We start from the raw sequence: 19,782 nt of genomic DNA, 5'->3' as shown, positions 1-19,782 counted from the left end.
TCACTTCACCGCGAGGGCGAAGACGTGCAGGTCGGTGTCGGCCGGCAGCTTCACCGACGCGATCCGCTTGCCCGCCGGCGCATCGAAGGGCTGGGTGGCGAACACGTAGGTGGCCACCGGGTCCTTGTCGGCCCCGGCGACGTTGCGGTACGCCGCCTTGGCGACGACCCGGTTGCCGTACTGGACGGCGCCGCCGCCTCCGCCGACGGTCCAGTCGGTGAAGGCGAGCACGGCCTCGGCGGTGCTGCCGTCGGTGTAGGTGACGGTGGCCTTCGCCTGCTGGTCGCCGTTGACCGCGCTGCCGACGAAGGAGAGCGCGGCGGCCGGTGCGGGCAGCGTGACGCTCTGCCCGGCGGCGGAGGCGTTGTCCGGGCGGCCGGCCGGCGCGTCGGGCCAGGTGAAGGCGAGGCCGTCCACCGTGCCCTGCCCGCCCGGGGTGAGGCCGGCGGCGGCGAGGGCCTGGCGGGAGTAGCTCCAGCCGCCGCCGTCGTAGTCGGCCTCGTCGTGGTCGCCCTCGTCGTCGGAGACGCCGGTGTTGTCGCGGGCGGCGAGCAGGGTGCCGGGGGCCGCGACGGTCAGGGCGACGGGCTGCTCGTAGGACTGGGCGCCGGAGGTCACCGTGACCTTGACGTCGTAGTAGCCCTGGGCCGCGTCCGGTGCGGCGGCGAGGGTGATCTCCTGGGCGCCGCCGGTCACCGTGCCCTCGGCCGGGGTCGCCGTGACGCCGGCCGGCGCCTGGACGCGGAAGCGCACCTCGGGGCCCTGCCCGCCGCTCAGCGACAGGGCGCGGACGTCGAGCCTGGTGCGGTCGCCGGGCGCGAGCGTCGCCGTGGTCGGGCCCACGCCGATCTGGTACGGCTGCTCGCCCTGCCGGAAGGACGGCGGCGCGGCGGACGGGGCGCTGCCCCAGGCGGTGTCGGGGGTCGCGGAGAGGGTGTAGTCGAGCCGGCCGCCGTCGCGCACGAACGACGCGGGAAGCCATGGACGGTCACTGGTACGGCCGTTCACCTTCAGCGACTGGACGTACGGCGCACCGGCCGCCGCGCCGGTGGCGTGCACGGAGATGTCGTTGCCGCCCGGCCGCCGGATCTCGGCGCGCTCGAACAGCGGTGAGGCGAGGACGAGTTCGGAGCGCGAGGGCACCTGCGGGTACATGCCGAGCGCCGAGAAGACGTACCAGGCGGACATGGCGCCGAGGTCGTCGTTGCCGGGGATGCCGCCCGGCTCGGTGCTCCACAGCTGCCGCATGGCCGCGCGGACGGTCTCCTGCGTCTTGTAGGGCGCGCCCGCGTAGGCGTAGAGGTAGGGCACGTTGATCGAGGGCTCGTTGTCCAGGGCCGCCTTGTCGCCGCCGGCGCCGGTGAACGCCCAACTCCCGTCACTGTCGTGGAAGAAGGCGTCGAGACGGGCGAGCGCCTTGTCGCGGCCGCCCATCGCGGCGAACAGCCCGGCCGGGTCGTGCTGGACCATCCAGGTGTACTGGGCCGCGGTGCCCTCGACGAAGCCGTTGCCGGTGTCCGGGGTGAAGCCGGTGACCCAGCTGCCGTCGGCCTTGCGGTTGGCGATGTAGCCGCCGCTGCGGTCCGCGGCGATGTTGAAGTTGTTCTGCCACCACTGGGCGCGCTCGGCGAAGGTCGCGGCGGTCTTCTTCTGGCCCGCCGCCGTGGCGAGTTGGGAGAGGGAGAAGTCGGCGGTCGACATCTCCAGGGTCTCGGCCGCGCCGCCCCAGGCGTTGGAGACGGACGGCATGTAGTGCAGCTTCAGGTACTTGTCGAGGGAGGGCCGCTGGCCGGCCGACAGCACCGGCTTGCCCGCCGCCGACAGGTCCGCCGCGGTGGGCACGGTGGCCGCCTTCACCAGGGAGGCCAGCGCCCCCTTCAGGTCGAAGCCGGTGCCGCCGAAGGCGCGGATGCCGGCCAGGGCGGTGGGCGAGGGGTCGCCGTTCATGACGTGGGTGCCGCTCGCGCCGTGCAGCCAGCGGTCCCAGACACCGCCGTTCTGCCCGGCCAGCTCGTACAGCGACTGGGCGATGTCGGAGCCGGTGCGCGGACTGAGCAGGGTCAGCAGCTGCACCTGGTCGCGGTAGACGTCCCAGCCGGAGAAGGTGCCGTACTGCGCCTGGTGGCCGCGGGAGACGGTGTGCACCTCGCCGTCGGGGCCGCGGTAGCGGCGGTCGGCGTCGCTGATGACATTGGGGTGCAGCAGGGCGTGGTAGAGCGCGGTGTAGAAGGTGGTGCGGTCCTCGTCGGCGCCGCCGCCGACCCGGATGGCGGCCAGCCGGTCGCGCCAGGCGCGGCGGGCCGCCTTCTCGACGGACTCGAAGGTGCGCCGGGGCGGGTTCTCGGCGGCGAGGTTGGCCGCGGCGCCGGCCTGGCTGACGTAGGAGACGCCGACCTTGACGCCGACCGGGCCGGTGCCGGGCGCGAACTCGACGTAGCCGCCGGCGCCCTTGCCCGCCACCGGCCGTCCGCCCTGCGCGAAGCCGCCGGTGCCGCCGGTGGCGGAGGTGGAGCCGGGGCTCAGCCGGTCGTCCTGCCAGGTGCCGGTGGCCTGGAAGGGACGGTCGAAGCGGGCGGTGAAGTACAGGGTGTAGTAAGCGCGTTGGCCCTCGGGGTCGAGGTAGCCGCAGAAGTTGCCGGAGGTGACGGAGCCGGAGACGGTGCGGGTCTTCGGGTCGATGGTGACCGACGACGTGGTGGAGCCGACCTCGGAGTTGGCGGTGCGGATGAGCAGCGAGGCGGGTGTGCCGGCCGGGTAGGTGAAGCGGGCCGAGCCGGTGCGGGCGGTGGCGGTGAGGTCGGCGGTGACGCCGGAGGCGAGGCCGACCTTGTAGTGGCCGGGCTCGGCCGTCTCGTCGGCGTGCCGGAAGTCGGAGGCGTAGACGGCGTCCTTGGTGTCGGCGGCCGGGGAGGTGGTGACCTGTCCGGCGTAGGGGAAGAGCGGGATGTCGCCGCTGCCGCCCGCGCAGCCGGTGCCGGACATGTGGGTGAGGCTGAAGCCGCGGATGCGGGTGGCGTCGTACTGGTAGCCGCCGGGCGCGGTGGTCCGGGTGGCGTCGCCGCGGGTGTTCTCGGGGCTGAAGGAGAACATGCCGAACGGCGTGACGGCGCCGGGGAAGGTGTCGCCGCCGTTCTTGGTGCCGATCAGCGGGTCGACGTACGGGGTCGGGTCGTTCACCAGCGCGGGGCCGGCTCTGTCGGGCGCGGCGGGCGCCGCGAGGGCGGGGGTGGCTCCGCCGGCCGCGAGCACCGCGGCGAGCAGCAGGGACGTCGGACGGAAACGCATGGGAGGCGGCCCCTCCTTAGGGGACGGGTCGCGCACCACGGGTCGCACAAGCCTCGGAGACGGTAGCGCGCCTCGGGGGCACGCCGGAAGACCGCGTACCGCGGACGTACCGGAGCGGGAGCGCGTCCCACCCACATGGGTGGGACGGGGCCCAAGTGGGTTGACATCGTTGTCCGTTGGCGCGGTAGAGTCATGCACAGGCCATCAGACAACGTTGTCGCGCACCATGGTCGTCACAAGCCGGCACCACCCCGGACAGGCGTCTTCCCCCCTTCGCCCGCCCGGCTCGCGGACCCGGCGGCCACCCGCTCGTGGGGCCGCCGGGTCCGCCCCGAGCCCCCGTTCCCCCGTGGCCGGGACGCCCCTCCGCGCCGTGCGCGGCACGCGGGCGACGCGAGGCGGGAACGTCCGGACGGGGGGTTCCGGTCCACCGCCATTGGGAGCGCTCCCACCTCGCCGGTCGAACCTAGCGCGACCCGTGACCGCTGTAAACGCCTGGGACGGAAAACGGAGGGGCCGCATCCCCGTCGCCGGAGATGCGGCCCCACTGCCGTGTGCTGATCCCTACTTGCGGATCAGGCTGCGCAGCACGTACTGGAGGATGCCGCCGTTGCGGTAGTAGTCCGCCTCACCGGGGGTGTCGATGCGGACGACCGCGTCGAACTCGACACCGGTGTCGGTGGTGACCTTCAGCGTGCGCGGGGTGGTGCCGTCGTTCAGCTCGGTGACGCCGGTGATGGAGAAGGTCTCCTCGCCGGTCAGACCGAGGGCGAGCGCGGACTGGCCCTCCGGGAACTGGAGCGGCAGCACGCCCATGCCGATCAGGTTCGAGCGGTGGATGCGCTCGTAGGACTCGGCGATGACGGCCTTCACGCCGAGCAGCGCGGTGCCCTTGGCGGCCCAGTCGCGGGACGAGCCGGAGCCGTACTCCTTGCCGGCCAGGACGACCAGCGGCACGCCGGCCGCCTGGTAGTTCTGCGAGGCGTCGTAGATGAAGGAGACCGGCGCACCCCCGTCACCTTCGGCGGCCCGGGTGAAGTCGCGGGTGTAGCCGCCCTCGGTGCCCGGCGCGATCTGGTTGCGCAGCCGGATGTTGGCGAACGTGCCGCGGATCATGACCTCGTGGTTGCCGCGGCGCGAGCCGTAGCTGTTGAAGTCACGGCGCTCGATGCCGTGCTCGGTGAGGTACTGGCCGGCCGGGGTGTCGGCCTTGATCGCACCGGCCGGGGAGATGTGGTCGGTGGTGACCGAGTCGCCGAGCTTGGCCAGCACCCGGGCGCCGGTGATGTCCTCGACCGCGGACGGCTCCATGGCCATGCCCTCGAAGTACGGGGGCTTGCGGACGTAGGTGGACTCGCCGTCCCACTCGAAGGTGTCGCCGGTCGGGATCGGCAGCGACTGCCACTGGGCGTCGCCGGCGAACACGTCGGCGTAGGACTTGGAGAACATGTCCTCGCCGATGGCGTTGGCGACGACGTCGTTGACCTCGGACTCCGAGGGCCAGATGTCCTTCAGGTAGACCGGGTTGCCGTCCTGGTCGGCGCCGAGGGCGTCCTTGGTGATGTCCACCTTCATGGAGCCGGCGATCGCGTAGGCGACGACCAGCGGCGGGGACGCCAGGTAGTTCATCTTGACGTCGGGGTTGATCCGGCCCTCGAAGTTGCGGTTGCCGGAGAGCACCGAGGTGACGGCGAGGTCGTGGTCGTTGACCGCCTTGGAGACCTCCTCCGGCAGCGGGCCGGAGTTGCCGATGCAGGTGGTGCAGCCGTAACCGACCAGGTTGAAGCCGACCTTGTCCAGGTACGGGGTCAGGCCCGCCTTGTCGAAGTAGTCGGTGACGACCTTGGAGCCCGGGGCGAGGGTGGTCTTGACCCACGGCTTGCGGGTCAGGCCCTTCTCCACCGCCTTCTTGGCCACCAGCGCGGCGGCGACCATGACGTACGGGTTGGAGGTGTTGGTGCAGGAGGTGATGGCCGCGACGGTGACCGCGCCGTGGTCCAGCTCGTAGGTCGTGCCGTCGGGGGCGGTGACCTGGACCGGGTTGGAGGGGGCGCCGTTGGGGGCGACGGCCGGGGCGTCGGAGGCCGGGAAGGACTCCTTGCCCGCCTCGTCCACCACGTCCACGTAGTTGAGGACGTCGGACGCGAACTGCTGGGCGGCCTCGGCCAGGACGATGCGGTCCTGCGGGCGCTTCGGGCCGGCGATGGACGGCACGACCGTGGACAGGTCCAGCTCGAGCTTCTCGGAGAAGTCCGGCTCGGCCTGCGGGTCCAGCCAGAGACCCTGCTCCTTGGCGTACGCCTCGACCAGCGCGAGCTGCTGCTCCGGGCGGCCGGTCAGGCGCATGTAGTTGATGGTCTCGTCGTCGATCGGGAAGATCGCGGCGGTGGAGCCGAACTCCGGCGACATGTTGCCGATGGTGGCGCGGTTGGCCAGCGAGGTGGCGGCGACGCCCTCGCCGTAGAACTCCACGAACTTGCCGACCACACCGTGCTTGCGCAGCATCTCGGTGATGGTGAGCACCAGGTCGGTGGCGGTGGTGCCGGTGGGCAGCTCGCCGGTCAGCTTGAAGCCGACGACGCGCGGGATCAGCATGGAGACCGGCTGGCCGAGCATGGCCGCCTCGGCCTCGATGCCGCCGACGCCCCAGCCGAGGACGCCGAGGCCGTTGACCATGGTGGTGTGCGAGTCGGTGCCGACCAGGGTGTCGGGGTACGCCTTGCCGTCGCGGACCATGACGACGCGGGCCAGGTGCTCGATGTTGACCTGGTGGACGATGCCGGTGCCGGGCGGGACGACCTTGAACTCGTCGAAGGCGGTCTGGCCCCAGCGCAGGAACTGGTAGCGCTCGCGGTTGCGGCCGTACTCCAGCTCGACGTTCTGCTTGAAGGCGTCGTTGGTGCCGAACTTGTCGGCGATGACGGAGTGGTCGATGACCAGCTCGGCCGGGGCGAGCGGGTTGATCTTCGCCGGGTCGCCGCCCAGCTCCTTGACGGCCTCGCGCATGGTGGCGAGGTCGACGACACAGGGCACGCCGGTGAAGTCCTGCATGATCACGCGGGCCGGCGTGAACTGGATCTCCTGCGACGGCTGGGCCTGGGAGTCCCAGTCGCCGAGGGCACGGATGTGGTCGGCGGTGATGTTCGCGCCGTCCTCGGTGCGGAGCAGGTTCTCCAGCAGGACCTTCAGGCTGTAAGGCAGTCGGGCCGAGCCCTCGACCTTGTCAAGCCGGAAGATCTCGTACGACTCGTCGCCCACCTGCAGCGTGCTGCGGGCGTCGAAGCTGTTCGCCGACACGACAGTCTCCTTCATTGATGTGCGCGTACCACCACACCGCAAACCCTATGCGGCGACCACCGCATAGTGCCGCCACGGCGCTCGCCCCATCAGCTAAGGTAGGGCTAAGTTAGGTAACCCTTACCGGGGTGCGGCTGCGGTGCTCCTCGGCAGATATCTCGATGTCGAGATAACTCTAATACATGGGGGCCGGATGGTCATGCCCGGCCCGGCCCCGTCGCGCCCTCGCGCGGTCGCGGGTGACGCGTCCGCTCGGTCGCGGTGAGGCGCCCGCGCCGTGCGGCGCCCGGCTCGCCTCATCGAACCACGGGGCGGTGGGCGGCGCAGGGCCGGCCGCGGTCCGCGCGGCCCCGTGGAACCCCGGGCGGCGATCGCCTCTCTCACCGTCCGACGGGGGCAACGGAACAGGGGGCACACGCATGAAGATCACGACCCGGTACGCGTGCGTCGCGGCGGCGCTGGCCTGCTGCTGCCTCCCGCTGACCGCCTGCGGCGCGGAGCGGGCGGGGGCGGGGGCGGGGGCCGCGGGAGCGGGGGCCGCGGAGGCGGGGGCCGCCGCGACGGCGGGCGCGGGAAACACAGGAGACACGGAGGACTCGTCCGGGGCAGGCGACCCGGGCGGCACGGAGGACGCGGACACGACGAGCGACGACCAGGGCGAACTGCCCGACGCGACCAGCGACGACCAGCAGGACGCGGACGGCTCCCTCACGGACGAGACCACGGACGAGACCACGGACGACACGACCGACGGCGCGACCGATCGGACGACGGACGACACGACGGGCGACACGACCAACGACGGCTGGGACGAGGGCGTGCCGACGACCGGGCCGCACCGCTGGTTCCCGATGCTCCGCGAGTTCCGCGCGTACCTGAGGACGAGCGCGCCGAGGAAGTCGGACGCCGCCATCGCCGCCCACGTGACGAGCGTACGGACCCGCACGCTCCCGGGCGGTGCCCGGGTCGTGGCCGAGGTCCACGCCGACTACGGGGTGTGGGAGACGGACGAACTGGACCGCGCCGCCGAGGTCTTCGCCCACTGGCGGAGGTCCGTGTACGGCGACCACGGCCATGTGGCCGTACTGGCCCCGGCGAAGATGACGGCCGAGAAGGACTGGTGACGGACCCGCACCGGCCCGGCGGGCGACACGCCGGGCCGGGGGCCGGGGGCCGGGGGCCGGGAGCCGGTGAATCCGAGGGTCAACTCGGGGTATCCGAAGGGGACATGGACGCGTCCAGCAGCGTTCGGAAGGAGGCGCGACATGCCGCTCACATTCCGCAAGAGTTTCCGGATCCTGCCGGGAGTGCGCTTGAACATCAACCGGCATTCCTGGTCCCTCACCACCGGTGGGAAAAACGGCCCGCGACACACCCACAGCAGCACCGGACGTCATACGACATCGGTAGATTTGCCCGGACCTTTCGGGTGGCGTCGGACCCGTCGCTCCGGGGGGCATTGACAGCTCATCACCCGAATGGCCCCCCTCAAGAGGTGCCATCTCATATCTGAGATAACCTCAACCTCATGGCAGACGACTACCTCGTACGCATCGGCAAGCTCATCCGTGACGCCCGGCAGCACCGCGGCTGGACGCAGGCGCAGCTCGCCGAGGCGCTCGGCACCAGTCAGAGCGCCGTCAACCGGATCGAGCGCGGCAACCAGAACATCAGCCTTGAGATGATCGCCCGGATCGGCGAAGCCCTGGACAGTGAGATCGTGTCGCTGGGCTACGCGGGCCCGATGCACCTGAGGGTGGTCGGCGGCCGTCGCCTGTCCGGCGCGATCGACGTCAAGACGAGCAAGAACGCGTGTGTCGCGCTGCTGTGCGCGTCGCTGCTCAACCGGGGGCGCACGGTGCTGCGCCGGGTGGCGCGGATCGAGGAGGTCTACCGTCTGCTGGAGGTGCTGGGCTCGATCGGCGTCCGCACCCGCTGGATCAACGACGGCACGGATCTGGAGATCGTGCCGCCGGCCGACCTGGACCTGGACGCCATCGACGCCGAGGCGGCCGTCCGCACCCGCTCCATCATCATGTTCCTCGGCCCGCTGCTGCACCGCATGGACCGCTTCAAGCTGCCGTACGCCGGCGGCTGCGACCTCGGCACGCGCACCATCGAGCCGCACATGATCGCGCTGCGCCGGTTCGGGCTGGACGTGGCGGCGACCGAGGGGCAGTACCACGCCGTGGTGGACCGGGCGGTGCGCCCGGACCGTCCGATCGTGCTGACCGAGCGCGGCGACACGGTGACCGAGAACGCGCTGCTGGCGGCGGCGCGCCACGACGGCGTGACCGTCATCCGCAACGCCTCCAGCAACTACATGGTCCAGGACCTGTGCTTCTTCCTGGAGGCGCTGGGGGTGCGGGTGGAGGGCATCGGCACCACCACGCTCACCGTGCACGGCGTGCCGGTCATCGACGTGGACGTGGACTACTCCCCCTCCGAGGACCCGGTGGAGGCGATGAGCCTGGTGGCGGCTGCGGTCGTCACCGAGTCGGAGCTGACGGTGCGCCGGGTGCCGATCGAGTTCCTGGAGATCGAGCTGGCGGTCCTGGAGGAGATGGGCCTCGACCACGACCGCAGCCCCGAGTACTTCGCGGACAACGGCCGCACCCGGCTGACGGACCTCACGGTCCGGCCCTCCAAGCTGGAGGCGCCGATCGACAAGATCCACCCGATGCCGTTCCCCGGCCTGAACATCGACAACGTCCCGTTCTTCGCGGCCATCGCGGCCACCGCGCAGGGCCAGACGCTGATCCACGACTGGGTCTACGACAACCGCGCGATCTACCTGACCGACCTCAACCGCCTCGGCGGCCGCCTCCAGCTCCTCGACCCGCACCGGGTCCTGGTCGAGGGCCCGACCCGCTGGCGCGCCGCCGAGATGATGTGCCCGCCGGCCCTGCGCCCCGCGGTCGTCGTCCTCCTGGCGATGATGGCCGCCGAGGGCACGTCGGTCCTGCGCAACGTCTACGTCATCAACCGCGGCTACGAGGACTTGGCGGAGCGCCTGAACTCGATCGGCGCACAGATCGAGATCTTCCGGGACATCTGACCAACGGCTGCCGCCGCACCCTATGTGACCTGCACGAATGCGGGTCTGGAAGGGGTGCGGCGGCGCCTCTGGGACTTCGGGCCTGGCAGCGGACCGCGAGCCACGCTCCACGGGCTGGACCACGCGAAGAGGCACAGGGCGTGGAAGCCGTGTTCCCTGGACGCTCCCACTCGCGAGCACCGTCGGTACTGCCCCGCACGCAGCACGATCAGCCGAACGGGGGCGGGGATCGTCAGGGGGACTGTCGGCGGTCCGCCAACCGCGCCGGAGGGTACCGAGACCTGTGTGTACGGAATCGGACCCGCCGGGATCAACCCCGTCTGCAGCTGCCGTGACGGCCTCCATTTCGGTGGTCACGATCGGCTTCGGCGGGCGGACGTAGCTGCCCCGGCCCAGGACGGAGTAGATCAGCCCTTCGTCCTTGCGGAGCCGCAGGGCGTTTTGGGCTGCGGAGCTGCCGATGCCGAAGCGTCGTCGCAGCTCACGCGCGGCGGGGAGCCGTTCGCCTGGGCTCAGCTCGCCGAGGTGTCCACCCTCACCCGGGACTTCAACACGCTGCTCCACCAAGCCATACTCCGCTGCATCCGGGAGATCTCGGAGTTGCATCGCCAAATCTCCCCGAAGGCGCATTGCCTTCACGGAATCGAGCACATACATGTTTCTGGCGGAGGATTCTCCGCCCAACACGAATGGACGCTTCGGAATAAGGCGAAGCCCATCCTCAATCGAACCGTTCAGACTTTGCCACTCATGCGCTACAGGAAATCCAGTCAGAAACTCGTGGTCGCCTACCCATGCGGCCTTCAGCCGTAAAGTGCTCACTTACGCCCTGAACCCCGAGCGCTGGCCCCGCAAGCGAGATCAGCTTGTCCAATCGACTACCCATCAGTCACACACCACTATTCGCACCTTCGTCCCGTCAGGGAGGCCGCTGCAGTGGTTTCCTATTACGGAGCCTGCGCCTCGATTATCTCCAGGAGTGACAGGCCGCACGCTGGCGCCAGTTCCACCCTCCTGGAAAATTGCTGACGGGTACTCATCCCGGTCCTTGCTGGGCACCCGCGGATTGCCGCGCATCGAGTCCCTGCGGTTTGCTTTTGCGCCCCCACGGTCAATGGTCAATTCGGACGGGTGTCCCGCCACATAGTACGTGTGGAGTCGGTCGACCGTGAGGTTGTAGGTCACCGAGGTTCGGTGGTAGTTGCGTACGGCGGTGATGGTGCGGGTGGTGCCGTTGAGCTGGCGGAGGTGTTCGCCGGCCTTGAGGTCGGCTGCGTTGAGCACTGGTGGCGGGTGGTGTCCCAGTAGGGGTGGTGCTGGGTGGACGTGATGGTGCCGTCGCCGGTCTTGGTGCGGACGGTGAGGTCGGTGAAGTCCTTGTCCGTCTTGGTGACGATGACGTCGGTGACTTTCTCGGGCTCCGTCGTCCCCGAGACAGGGTCCGTGGCGAGGACCCGATCGCCGACCTTGACTTGTGCGATGTCTGTCTTCGTGCCGTCGGCGAGGAGCACATCGGCTGCGGGAAGGAAGCTGTTGCACGCGGAGCGTGCGGCGCGCACGGCCAGCTTTTCGGCGGCCAGTTCAGCCCCCATTGCGAAGGTGGCGCCCTCTGCGATCGCCTGGCCCTGTTCCTTCAGGGAATCGCTCGTGCTCGCTCCACCGCTCAGCCATTCCTGGGTGAGCGTGCCGGCGTCCGCGGCAGCGGCACCGCACAGGCCCACTCCGACCAGACTGGCTCCGCCCGATTCCGGGGCACCGGCGATCCGTTTCCGCTTCGGTGGCCGGTGCCGCTGGTCGAATCGCTGGGGTGGTCAGGAACGTGGTGGTAGCCGCCACCGCCGCCGCGAATGTCCTCCACCTTGGAGATGAAGCGGCCGAGAGTGGGGTCGTAGTCGCGGGCGCCGAGGTGGGTGAGGTTGGTGGTCTGGTCCTGGGTTCCGCCGACGAAGCCCTTGTCGCCGGGCCGGGTGGCGGGCTGGTTGCCGCAGGGGTCGAAGAGGCGGAAGGTCGGTGTCTGGGCGGTGGAGTTGAGGCTGGTGGTGCCGGTCGCCTGGTCGTTGGGGGCGACGTAGTTGTAGCCGGACCAGATCATGGCCGACAAGGCCTACAGTTCCCGCGACTTCCGCGCCTACCTCCGCCGCCGGGCCATCGCGTACGCCATCCCCGCGGAGAGCGATCAGCAGCGCCACCGCCGCAACCGAGGCCGTCGCGGCGTCCGGCCTCCCGCCTTCGACCGGCAGCTCTACCGTCGCCGCAACACCGTCGAGCGCTGCTTCAACCGGCTCAGAGGCTTCCCCGGCATCGCCGCCAGACGCACCCCAGTGGCACGCGGACGGGCCGGGACGGGATTCGCTCCCGTCCCGGCCCGTCGCGCGTCGCACCGCCGCTCCGCGGCCAGATCGGGAAACGGAGCGGCGGTGCGGGGTCAGTGGAGAACCTCGGGAAGGCCTTCGACCGCCAGCAGGCGGTTCTTGTACTCCCTGACTCCCGTGATCTCCGCTCCGAACCAGTCGGGGGGCGTGAAGGCCCGCGCCGCGTCTTCCGTCGCGAACTCCACCTCGACCGTGCGGAGCCCGGCCAGCTCATGGGCGTAGACGTCCACGGAGGCGACCAGGTCGCGGACGGGCACGGAGTAGCGCGTCTTCACCAGTCGCCGCCCCGCCGTGGCGGGCCAGAGCTCCTCGAACTCGGCATCCGTGAGCGGGCACTCCACCTCGGTGCGGGAGAGCCCGCCGTGACCGTGCTTGACCCCCAGGACGCACTGGCCCGCGATGCGTCGCAGGCGCACCTCCACACCCTCCTCGGTGACGGCCAGGTAGCCCTGCTCGATCGGTTCCGTGGCGGTGGTGGGCGGGAGTTCTCCCGGAACGAGCAGGAACTTGCGCTCGATCTCCAGCGGCACCGCTCACCCCCCGGCCTTCTGCTGCGCAAGCAGCTCAGGGAGCAGGCGCATGTCCGTCAGGACGACCGTGGCGAGCCCGGTCAGCCAGGAAGCAGGGGTGAGGCCCCCCGCGTAGCCGACGGAGCGCATTCCCGCGGAGTCGGCCGCCTGGACGCCGAACCTGCTGTCCTCCACCACGGCACAGCGTGCGGGGCTGACGCCCATCTGCCGTGCGGCGTGCAGGAAGAGGTCGGGGGCGGGCTTTCCGCGCTCGACCTCATGAGCACTGAAGATCCGGCCCTCGAAGCGCTCATACAGGCCCACCCTGCCGAGGGTGTGGCGCATCTTCTCGTGGTTGCCGCTGGATGCGATGCACCACTGCTCCGGAGCGATTCCGGCACGCTCGAGGCCGTCCAGGGCCTCGACGATGCCGTCCACCGGTGCCAGCTCCTCGTCCACGGCGGCCGCGTGCATCTCACGGAACCTCTTGTCCCACACGCGCGCGGTCTCGTCCCCCAGGCGCTCGGCGATCTGCTCGCCGATGGACGTGGTCGAGCGTCCGACGAAACGGTCCATGACGTCCGACTCGCTGAGTGTCCAGCCCAGTTCGGTGCCGAGGGCGACATGGGTGCGCACGGCGATGGGTTCGCTGTCCACCAGGACGCCGTCGCAGTCGAAGATGACCAGGTCGACCGGTTCGTGAGTGAAGTCGACGGCCGTCAACGGATGCAGCCCTGGCTGATGAGGAGCTGCCTGATCTCCTCCACACGCTCGGCCCCGAGGCGCCGGCGGGCCTGGTCCTCGGGCTTCTCGTTCTTCTGCCCGTACTGCCACCACGCCTCACCGCTGTCGCGGTTCATCACGACGAAGCGGTCCTTCTCGGAGGGACCGCGCACGATGAGGGACGTGGTGTTCGGCTCGGAGCTGACGGTGTGCACCATGGTGTGCCGGATGACGTAGCCCGTGCCCGCGACCTCGTCGCGCACCAGGGCGGGGCTTCCGATGCGGGTGTCGGTGTCCAGCTCCTCGTAGTCACCGAAGAGGTGGTGCTGGTAGCTGCCGTGCAGGATGCGCGAGCCGAAGCTCCAGCGGTGGTTGTGCGGACGGTCGAAGTCGCTGCCGGTGAAGACGTGCAGGCGGACCCGGACGTCACTGTCCTTGTCGTTGACGAGGACGACCCGGTCGAGCTCCTGGAGCCGCTCGCACTGGTTGAGCAGCTCCGGGGTGGCCAGGACGTGGTCGAAGGCGTCGTTGAGCCACGTGGGGTGCGACACCAGCTCTTCGAGGAGCTCCTCCATCGGCCGGTGCAGCGCGGGCATGTCGGACCAGTCGAGGGCGGCGAGCCTGGCCGGGTCGATCAGGGGCAACGGAGCGGTGGTCGTCATGGGTTGGACTTCTCCAGTTCTCGGGCGGCCAGCCACTTGCGGGCCTTCTCATGGTGTTTGGGAAGCATCTCCGGGGCGTCCAGGAAACGGGGCAGCAGGTGCGGCTCCGTGGTGAGTGCCCTGAGCATGTATCCGATGGTCACTCCGTGGCCGGGACGCCTGATCACCTCGATCGCATCCCCGGCGCCGACCGAGCCCTCCTGCAGGGTGCGCAGGTACGCACCGGGGGCGCCGTGCGCGATGAAGCGCTTGACCAGGTCGGGGACGTCCCAGAACCCAGCGAAGACCCGACAGGGTTTGCGGGCCCGGATGACCTCGAACACGGCGTCCCCGATGGCCCATTGCTCACCGACCTCCGCCCCGGTGACGTCCAGGCCCGTCGTCGAGAAGTTCTCGCCGAAGTTGCCCGGCCCCACGTCCCGCCCGAGTTCCTCCTGCCAGAAGACCGCGTCCTCGCGCGCGAAGGCGTACACGGCCTTGTCGGGGCCCCCGTGGACGCGCTTGTCGGCGATCAGGTCGCCCTCCAGCCCCCAGGTGCGGGCCTGCACGCGGTGGTCCACGGGGCGCTTGTCTATGCCGCTGCGGCCGACGCTGGTCCAGGGGCCGTGCCGTTCGACGCCCAGGTTGAGGGTGGCGAGCACCGCGGTCACGAGACTGCTCCCGCGAGGTGCCGCGGATCCCACGCCGCGGTGACGTTGGGCACCGCGGGGGTGACCCCGTCGACGTTCATCTCCGTCAGCAGGTGGGTGACCACGGTCAGCAGGTCCCAACGGTGCGGGCCGTCCAGCGGGGTCTCCCGCGTGAGTGCGAGCATCTCCTCGAGTCCGGGGCGTGAGGCGCACGCCCGGCCTAGCCGACCGGGCGCGTCAGCCAGTCTCCGCCAGCTGTTCTCGAGGTCGAAGTCGTGCTCCGGGTAGCGGTCCTCCAGCTCCTGGAAGACCTCGAGGGCCTCGGAGCGGGCGTCGTGGTCCTCCATGACGCGCCGACGCACCAGGTCGCGGCGCGGTTCGTCGCAGATGACGGCGAGTTCCCGCAGGACGTCCGCGGGCTCGTCCGAGATGTGCGTGAAGTTGAACAGTCCGTTGACGACGCCCAGTTGGTGGCGCAGGTGCTCGGGGCGGCGCAGGGCGGGGTCGGCCGGGCCCTTGAGCCCGTTCAGCCTGACCGCGGCGGGGGTGGCGCCCGGGTGCCACCGCTCGTCCTTGAGCACCAGTGCCACGGTCCGGGTGCTGGGCAGGATGACGTCCATGGCGTCGATGCGCTGGCGGCTGGCGATGTTGAACTGGTAGCGCCAGACCTCGCGGATGGTCAGCCGGTCGTGCGTGAAGGGAACGACGTCGACCGGGGTGAAGCCCGCCTCGCGCAGGATGCGCAGCGCGGGACGCAGCCTGCGGCCCGCGGTCGCCTCCGGCTTGAGCATGCACAGGGCGATGCCCAGCATCTTTGGCACGATGTCGCCGAAGGTCCCGACGGCCTCGCGGAAGTAGTGGTCGACCGCGTACAGGTCCGCCTTGCGCTCGGACCAGGTGACGGCGTCAAGCACGTCGGACGTGACCTCGCTCAACTGCGCGACGGGTGGACTGTCTGGATGCAGTCGTCTCATCTGTCGTGTCCTTACTGCCAGAATGCGGGCGCCCGGTGCGGCATGCCCGCCGGGGCGAAGACGTCGGCCAGGAACTCCGCCTCGGCGAGGCGCAGCGGCGTGTTGGGCTCGGCGTGCTCGGCCAGCGGCCAGGTCACGAGCCGCTTCGCCGCCGGGTAGCGGTCGTGTACGGCGTGTCCGGTGCTCGGCAGGCAGCGCAGGTCCTTGCCCGCGACGGAGAACAGCGCGGGACAGCGCCCGTGCACCGCCAGCTCGGCCACGTCGAACAGGCGCAACGTCCTGGACGCCCGGTCGGCGAGCGCCGGGTGGGATTCGGCGAAGCGCAGCAGCTCCCGGTACGGCTGCCGGTCGGGCACGTGCGTGAGAGCGGGCAGCGCCGCGAGGAAGGGCGACTCGACGAGCGACGCGGCGACCCGGGGGCTGAGGACGGCGGCGGCCAGCGCGAGCTGGCCCCCCTGGCTGCACCCGGCGGTCGCGATGCGGTCGGCGTCGACGCCCGGGAGCTGCGCGGCGGCCTCCACCGCGCGCACCGCGTCGACGTAGGCGTCGCGGTAGTAGTACGTCCTCGGGTCGAGGATGCCTCGGGTGGTGAACCCGGGTACCTGGGGGGACGTGGGGCCGACCGGGTCGGCGGTGGCGCCCGCGCGGCCGCCGGCGCCGCCCTGGCCCCGGGTGTCGACGACGAGGGTGGCGTAGCCGAGGGCGGGCCAGAGGAGGTGGTCCACGGGGTGTCCGCGGCCCGATTTGTAGCCGAGGAACTGGACCACGCAGGGCAGGGCGCCGCCGGGCGGACCGGCGGGCCGGACGTACCAGGCCGCGATGCGGTGGCCGTGGGCGCCGCCGAACGACACATCGAGGACGGTGCTGCCGGTGAGCGGTGTGTCCTGCGGTACGGCCTCGACGTCCAGCGGGTGGCCCGCGGCCTCGTCCAGCTCGGAGCGCCAGAACCGGGCCAGGGTGTCGTGCTCAGCCGAGGGCACGGCTCACCGCCAGGGAAGTGCCGTTGCCGGGGCCGCCCTCGGCGAAGTCCTCGATGAGCTCCTCCAGCATCTCGTGACAGTCGCCGCAGCCCTGTCCGGCCCCGCTGTGCTCGCCCAGCCCCTCGACCGTGGTGACGCCGCGCCGGATCCAGCCGACGAGCTCGTCCTCGGTCACCTGGTAGCACACGCAGATGTTGCCCGTGCTCATGACTGTTCCTGCCAGGCGCTGAGCAGGACGTTGGGGTAGATGCGCTCGATGCCGGGCACGTTGAAGCGCACGGTGTCGGTGAGGACGGCCAGCAGGTCCCAGAGGTCGCCGGGTTCGGCGTCCGGGTGGTGGGCCGCCCGCAGGAGCTGGGCGGCGGTGACGGTGTCCCCGCCCGCTCGGGCGCGGGCGAGCGCGCCCGCCGGCGCCCCCGACTCCTCCAGCCGTCGCCAGCTGCGCAGCGGGTCGAGGTCGTGCGCCGGGACGGAGCGCTCGACCTCCTCGCGGATGAGTTCCACCTCGGCGGACGCGTCGTGTCCCGCGAGCATGCGCTCCCGTACGCCTTCGCGGCGCCGGGTGTCGAGCAGGAGGCCGAGGTCGCGCATGACGTCGATCGGCTCGTCCGTGGTGTGGACGAAGTTGAACAGCCCGTTGAGGGCGCCCAGCCGTTGCCGCAGGTGCTCCGGCCTGCGCAGTTCAGCGGTGGCCGGCCCCTTGAGGGAGGCGAGCCGGACAGCGGCCGGTACCGCCCCCGGGCGGTACTCCTCGTCCCGCAGGACCAGCAGGACGCAGTCCAGGGAGCGCAGGTACAGCTCCATGGTGGCGACGCGCTCGCGATCGGCGAAGTTGAGCTGGAAGCGCCACGTCTCGCGGATCGTCAGCCGGTCGTGCCGGAAGGGCAGGACGTCCACCGGACGGAACCCATTGTCGCGCAGCGCCTGGAGAGCAGCGCCGTAGCGCCGCCCCACAGCGGCATCGGGCTTGAGTACGCACAGGGCGGTGCGCAGGAGTTCGGGTGCGTGTCCACCGAACGTCCAGGCAGCTTCCCGCGTGTAGGTGTCGATGCCGAACAGGTGCGCCTTGACGGACGACCTCGTGACGGCGGCCATCAGCTCGCGCGGGATGTCGTGGGGACGTTCGACGGAACCCTGTGTCTCCATTCCTGTGCTCCTCATGCCTCTCGGGTACCTGTGGTACGGCGTGTCAGATCAGTGCGCGCCGCTGGCGCTCGGCGTCGACGTGGCATCCCTGGCCGAACCGGGCCGCGGACAGGTCCATGTCGGGGAAGAAGGTCCGGTACGCGGTGAAGGAGACCAGGTTCCAGATGTCCGCCTCGGCCACGCCCAGGGCACGGACGTTGGCGATCTGCTGGTCGATGGGCTGGGTACCCGCGGCGACCACGCCCTTCTCCTGGTACCACAGGTCGCTGCCAGGTTCTTGGTGGAGGTCCTGGCCGGCCAGTCGGGCGACGTCGCTGCGGTCCGTCATCAGCATCATGTTCTGCGGGCCGACGATCTCGATGGCGCGCTTGGCGATGGCGAAGTCGACGTGCTCACCGTCGAAGTTGAGGCAGGCGGCGATGCGGCCGGCGTGGGCGCCGCGCATGATGGCGGCCGGCACCGGGCCGACCTGCTCGTGCAGGTCCGCCAGGTTCCACGACGGCAGGTCGTAGGCGGCGAGCAGGGCGTCGCGGTTGGCGCGCTGCTTCGAGGTGCGGAACGCGTGCTTGATCAGCAGCGGCATCTCGTTGAAGAGGTGGTCGGTGACGACGCGAACGCCGTTGTGCGGGCACTCGGCGGCTTCGGCCGTGGCCAGGACCTCCTCGACGCAGTCCGCGCCGAGCTGGGGGTCCTCCTTGGCGAAGTGGCCCAGGGCCGGGCGGATGCCGTTCTCCACCAGGCGGGTGACGATCCACTCCAGGGACGGGTGGTCCGGGGTGAACTGCGCGGCCAGGTAGGAGCTGGACTGCAGGGCGTCGGGCGAGATCATGATGTAGACGAGGCCGAGCGGGCCGCAGCTGGCGAGCTTCTCCCACTCCTCCTTGGAGGGCGCCCAGACCGAGCTGGCGGGCGTACCCCCGAAGCTGGCCACGAGGGGGCCCTCAAGGGCGATGGCGGGGACGAAGGGGAGCTTGCCGTCGGCCTTGAGGGCGGCGAAGCCCCGCATGAAGTCGACGAACCCGTCGAGGCGGTCCTGGCGCAGGTACAGGGTGGGGATGCAGAGCAGGCCCTCTGAGGCCGCGTGCTTGTCCACCTCGAAGAGGTCGATCTCGGCGAAGTTGGAGAAGTCGACGCTGCCCAGGCCGTGGCAGTGCACCTCGACGGGGAGGGACGGGACCAGGTACGGCTCGTTCGCGTCCAGCGGGGCGGCCTTGAGGTCGCCGGGGATGATCAGGCCGTCTTTGTGCTGGACCGGGCCGGCGAAGGTTCCGCGCGGGTCGATCCACGCGTTCGCGGACCAGGCGGACGTCTGGGGGCTGCTCACTTGTCTTCTTTCCCTTTCCGGGTGATGTTCAGGAGGTGCCGAGCGCGAGGCGTGCCGTCGCGCGGCGGGCGGCCAGGTGCACGAAGACGACACCGGCCAGGGCCCATGCGGTACCTATGACGAGTTCGGTCATCAGGGGCGCGCCGTACGCCCGCTCGGCGAGGAGGTTGTCGACGGCGTCCATGACGTGGCTGAGCGGCATGGCCGTGCTCAGCGGGACCAGGAAGCCCGGTAGCCGGTCCTGGGGAACGAGGGTTCCCGACAGGACCATGAGGACCAGTTCGGCCGTGTTGGGGCCGACGAAGAGGTCTTTCAGCAACAGGGCGAGTGCGGCGATCGACAGCCCGAATCCGGCGGTCGTGAGGACTCCGACGGCGAGGAGGGCCGCGTAGGCGGGGATGCTGATCGGGAGCGTCGTGTACAGCAGGCTGCACACGAGGTAGGTGCACAGGCCGCCGACGAAACCGTCCACGACGTGCGGCAGTGCGCGCTGGCAGGTGGCGGCGATCTTGTTCTGCGGCGAGGCGAGCCAGACACCGAGCGTGTCGAACGAGCGCTCGTTGCCGACGGCGAGGGCCATGCCGTAGACGACGGCACCGGCGCCCGCCAGCAGGCTGGACGCGATCAACATGCGGCCGGCGCCGGCGCCGTAGTGCGTCGCCAGCGAGGTGAAGGCGATGGCCATGCCGATGGGGCGTACGATGCGCGAGCTCAGGTAGCCCAGGGGGTTGAACCAGGTGAACAGGGCCCGGTAGGACAGCGCCGCGCCGCGCAGCGCGGCACGGACCGCGCCGCCTTCGGTGGCCGTTGTACGGGTCTGCAT

The 19,782-nt window shown here is 70.7% G+C and carries 17 protein-coding genes and 2 pseudogenes; 4 read left to right on the top strand and 15 right to left on the bottom strand.

Going from position 1 to position 19,782, the window contains the following annotated elements; all coding sequences use genetic code 11:
• Nucleotides 1-3,285 (bottom strand): GH92 family glycosyl hydrolase, encoded by a 3,285-nt coding sequence (locus ABEB07_RS04045; RefSeq protein ID WP_345667038.1) that lies wholly within the window; start codon nt 3,283-3,285, stop codon nt 1-3.
• 564 nt (nt 3,286-3,849) lie between these two features.
• Entirely contained in the window at nt 3,850-6,582 is a 2,733-nt protein-coding gene (gene acnA / locus ABEB07_RS04040; protein WP_345667037.1) for an aconitate hydratase AcnA, read from the bottom strand.
• Nucleotides 6,583-7,001: 419 nt separating this feature from the next.
• Here acnA and ABEB07_RS04035 point away from each other — a divergent pair, with 419 nt between their 5' ends.
• The 3 genes from ABEB07_RS04035 to ABEB07_RS04025 all read left to right on the top strand — a co-directional run bounded on the left by ABEB07_RS04035 (nt 7,002) and on the right by ABEB07_RS04025 (nt 9,640).
• Nucleotides 7,002-7,706 (top strand): hypothetical protein, encoded by a 705-nt coding sequence (locus tag ABEB07_RS04035; protein ID WP_345667036.1) that lies wholly within the window; start codon nt 7,002-7,004, stop codon nt 7,704-7,706.
• A 141-nt stretch (nt 7,707-7,847) separates the two neighbouring features.
• Nucleotides 7,848-8,045, top strand: coding sequence for a DUF4236 domain-containing protein (locus tag ABEB07_RS04030; RefSeq protein ID WP_164589418.1), 198 nt, complete (start codon nt 7,848-7,850; stop codon nt 8,043-8,045).
• 65 nt (nt 8,046-8,110) lie between these two features.
• Nucleotides 8,111-9,640 (top strand): helix-turn-helix domain-containing protein, encoded by a 1,530-nt coding sequence (locus ABEB07_RS04025; protein WP_176150900.1) that lies wholly within the window; start codon nt 8,111-8,113, stop codon nt 9,638-9,640.
• A gap of 387 nt (nt 9,641-10,027) precedes the next feature.
• On the opposite strand, the pseudogene ABEB07_RS04020 reads toward ABEB07_RS04025, so the two are convergent.
• The 3 genes and pseudogenes from ABEB07_RS04020 to ABEB07_RS04010 all read right to left on the bottom strand — a co-directional run.
• Nucleotides 10,028-10,246: pseudogene (locus tag ABEB07_RS04020) on the bottom strand (GntR family transcriptional regulator); the annotation flags it as partial.
• A 575-nt stretch (nt 10,247-10,821) separates the two neighbouring features.
• Complete coding sequence (locus ABEB07_RS04015; protein ID WP_345667035.1) at nt 10,822-11,361, bottom strand: Hint domain-containing protein; 540 nt, start codon at nt 11,359-11,361, stop codon at nt 10,822-10,824.
• Complete coding sequence (locus tag ABEB07_RS04010; protein WP_345667034.1) at nt 11,304-11,741, bottom strand: RHS repeat-associated core domain-containing protein; 438 nt, start codon at nt 11,739-11,741, stop codon at nt 11,304-11,306. The genes ABEB07_RS04015 and ABEB07_RS04010 overlap by 58 nt, the downstream gene beginning before the upstream one ends.
• On the opposite strand from ABEB07_RS04010, the pseudogene ABEB07_RS04005 reads away from it, so the two are divergent.
• Nucleotides 11,731-11,871, top strand: a pseudogene (locus tag ABEB07_RS04005) (IS5 family transposase); the annotation flags it as partial. The gene ABEB07_RS04010 and the pseudogene ABEB07_RS04005 sit on opposite strands and share 11 nt — an antisense overlap.
• Before the next feature lie 194 nt (nt 11,872-12,065).
• Here the strand turns inward: ABEB07_RS04005 and ABEB07_RS04000 are convergent.
• The 10 genes from ABEB07_RS04000 to ABEB07_RS03955 are packed head-to-tail and all read right to left on the bottom strand — an operon-like array spanning nt 12,066 to nt 19,782.
• Nucleotides 12,066-12,542, bottom strand: a complete 477-nt coding sequence (locus ABEB07_RS04000) for a CYTH domain-containing protein (protein ID WP_176150897.1) — start codon at nt 12,540-12,542, stop codon at nt 12,066-12,068.
• A gap of 3 nt (nt 12,543-12,545) precedes the next feature.
• Nucleotides 12,546-13,244: an HAD family hydrolase gene (locus ABEB07_RS03995; protein WP_176150896.1), complete on the bottom strand. Its 699-nt coding sequence runs from the start codon at nt 13,242-13,244 to the stop codon at nt 12,546-12,548.
• Nucleotides 13,241-13,906: a hypothetical protein gene (locus ABEB07_RS03990; RefSeq protein ID WP_176150895.1), complete on the bottom strand. Its 666-nt coding sequence runs from the start codon at nt 13,904-13,906 to the stop codon at nt 13,241-13,243. The genes ABEB07_RS03995 and ABEB07_RS03990 overlap by 4 nt, the downstream gene beginning before the upstream one ends.
• On the bottom strand, nt 13,903-14,556 hold the full coding sequence (locus tag ABEB07_RS03985) for an MOSC domain-containing protein (RefSeq protein WP_176150894.1): 654 nt from the start codon (nt 14,554-14,556) through the stop codon (nt 13,903-13,905). The genes ABEB07_RS03990 and ABEB07_RS03985 overlap by 4 nt, the downstream gene beginning before the upstream one ends.
• Complete coding sequence (locus tag ABEB07_RS03980) at nt 14,553-15,509, bottom strand: nucleoside-diphosphate kinase (protein ID WP_345667033.1); 957 nt, start codon at nt 15,507-15,509, stop codon at nt 14,553-14,555. Before ABEB07_RS03980 ends, ABEB07_RS03985 begins: the two co-directional genes overlap by 4 nt.
• 11 nt (nt 15,510-15,520) lie before the next feature.
• The gene (locus ABEB07_RS03975; RefSeq protein WP_345667032.1) at nt 15,521-16,489 is read right to left on the bottom strand and encodes an acetylxylan esterase; all 969 of its coding nucleotides are present in this window, start codon (nt 16,487-16,489) and stop codon (nt 15,521-15,523) included.
• Nucleotides 16,476-16,697: a (2Fe-2S)-binding protein gene (locus ABEB07_RS03970; protein WP_176150891.1), complete on the bottom strand. Its 222-nt coding sequence runs from the start codon at nt 16,695-16,697 to the stop codon at nt 16,476-16,478. The genes ABEB07_RS03975 and ABEB07_RS03970 overlap by 14 nt, the downstream gene beginning before the upstream one ends.
• Nucleotides 16,694-17,635: a nucleoside-diphosphate kinase gene (locus tag ABEB07_RS03965; protein ID WP_345667031.1), complete on the bottom strand. Its 942-nt coding sequence runs from the start codon at nt 17,633-17,635 to the stop codon at nt 16,694-16,696. Before ABEB07_RS03965 ends, ABEB07_RS03970 begins: the two co-directional genes overlap by 4 nt.
• Nucleotides 17,636-17,678: 43 nt before the next feature.
• Nucleotides 17,679-18,959: a hypothetical protein gene (locus ABEB07_RS03960; RefSeq protein ID WP_345667030.1), complete on the bottom strand. Its 1,281-nt coding sequence runs from the start codon at nt 18,957-18,959 to the stop codon at nt 17,679-17,681.
• 28 nt (nt 18,960-18,987) lie between these two features.
• Nucleotides 18,988-19,782, bottom strand: a complete 795-nt coding sequence (locus ABEB07_RS03955; RefSeq protein WP_345667029.1) for an ABC transporter permease — start codon at nt 19,780-19,782, stop codon at nt 18,988-18,990.

It is taken from the genome of Streptomyces similanensis (genome assembly GCF_039543625.1).
In the GTDB taxonomy this organism is placed as follows: Bacteria; Actinomycetota; Actinomycetes; order Streptomycetales; family Streptomycetaceae; genus Streptomyces; species Streptomyces similanensis.
This window is presented reverse-complemented; position numbering and strand designations above follow the sequence as displayed.

What these genes read in the sequence shown, in the direction of transcription:
- ABEB07_RS04045 (WP_345667038.1), bottom strand. Translation starts at nt 3,285, where the DNA reads ATGCGTTTCCGTCCGACGTCCCTGCTGCTCGCCGCGGTGCTCGCGGCC.
- ABEB07_RS04035 (WP_345667036.1), top strand. Translation starts at nt 7,002, where the DNA reads ATGAAGATCACGACCCGGTACGCGTGCGTCGCGGCGGCGCTGGCCTGC.
- ABEB07_RS04030 (WP_164589418.1), top strand. Translation starts at nt 7,848, where the DNA reads ATGCCGCTCACATTCCGCAAGAGTTTCCGGATCCTGCCGGGAGTGCGC.
- ABEB07_RS04025 (WP_176150900.1), top strand. Translation starts at nt 8,111, where the DNA reads ATGGCAGACGACTACCTCGTACGCATCGGCAAGCTCATCCGTGACGCC.
- ABEB07_RS03990 (WP_176150895.1), bottom strand. Translation starts at nt 13,906, where the DNA reads ATGACGACCACCGCTCCGTTGCCCCTGATCGACCCGGCCAGGCTCGCC.
- ABEB07_RS03980 (WP_345667033.1), bottom strand. Translation starts at nt 15,509, where the DNA reads ATGAGACGACTGCATCCAGACAGTCCACCCGTCGCGCAGTTGAGCGAG.
- ABEB07_RS03970 (WP_176150891.1), bottom strand. Translation starts at nt 16,697, where the DNA reads ATGAGCACGGGCAACATCTGCGTGTGCTACCAGGTGACCGAGGACGAG.
- ABEB07_RS03965 (WP_345667031.1), bottom strand. Translation starts at nt 17,635, where the DNA reads ATGGAGACACAGGGTTCCGTCGAACGTCCCCACGACATCCCGCGCGAG.
- ABEB07_RS03955 (WP_345667029.1), bottom strand. Translation starts at nt 19,782, where the DNA reads ATGCAGACCCGTACAACGGCCACCGAAGGCGGCGCGGTCCGTGCCGCG.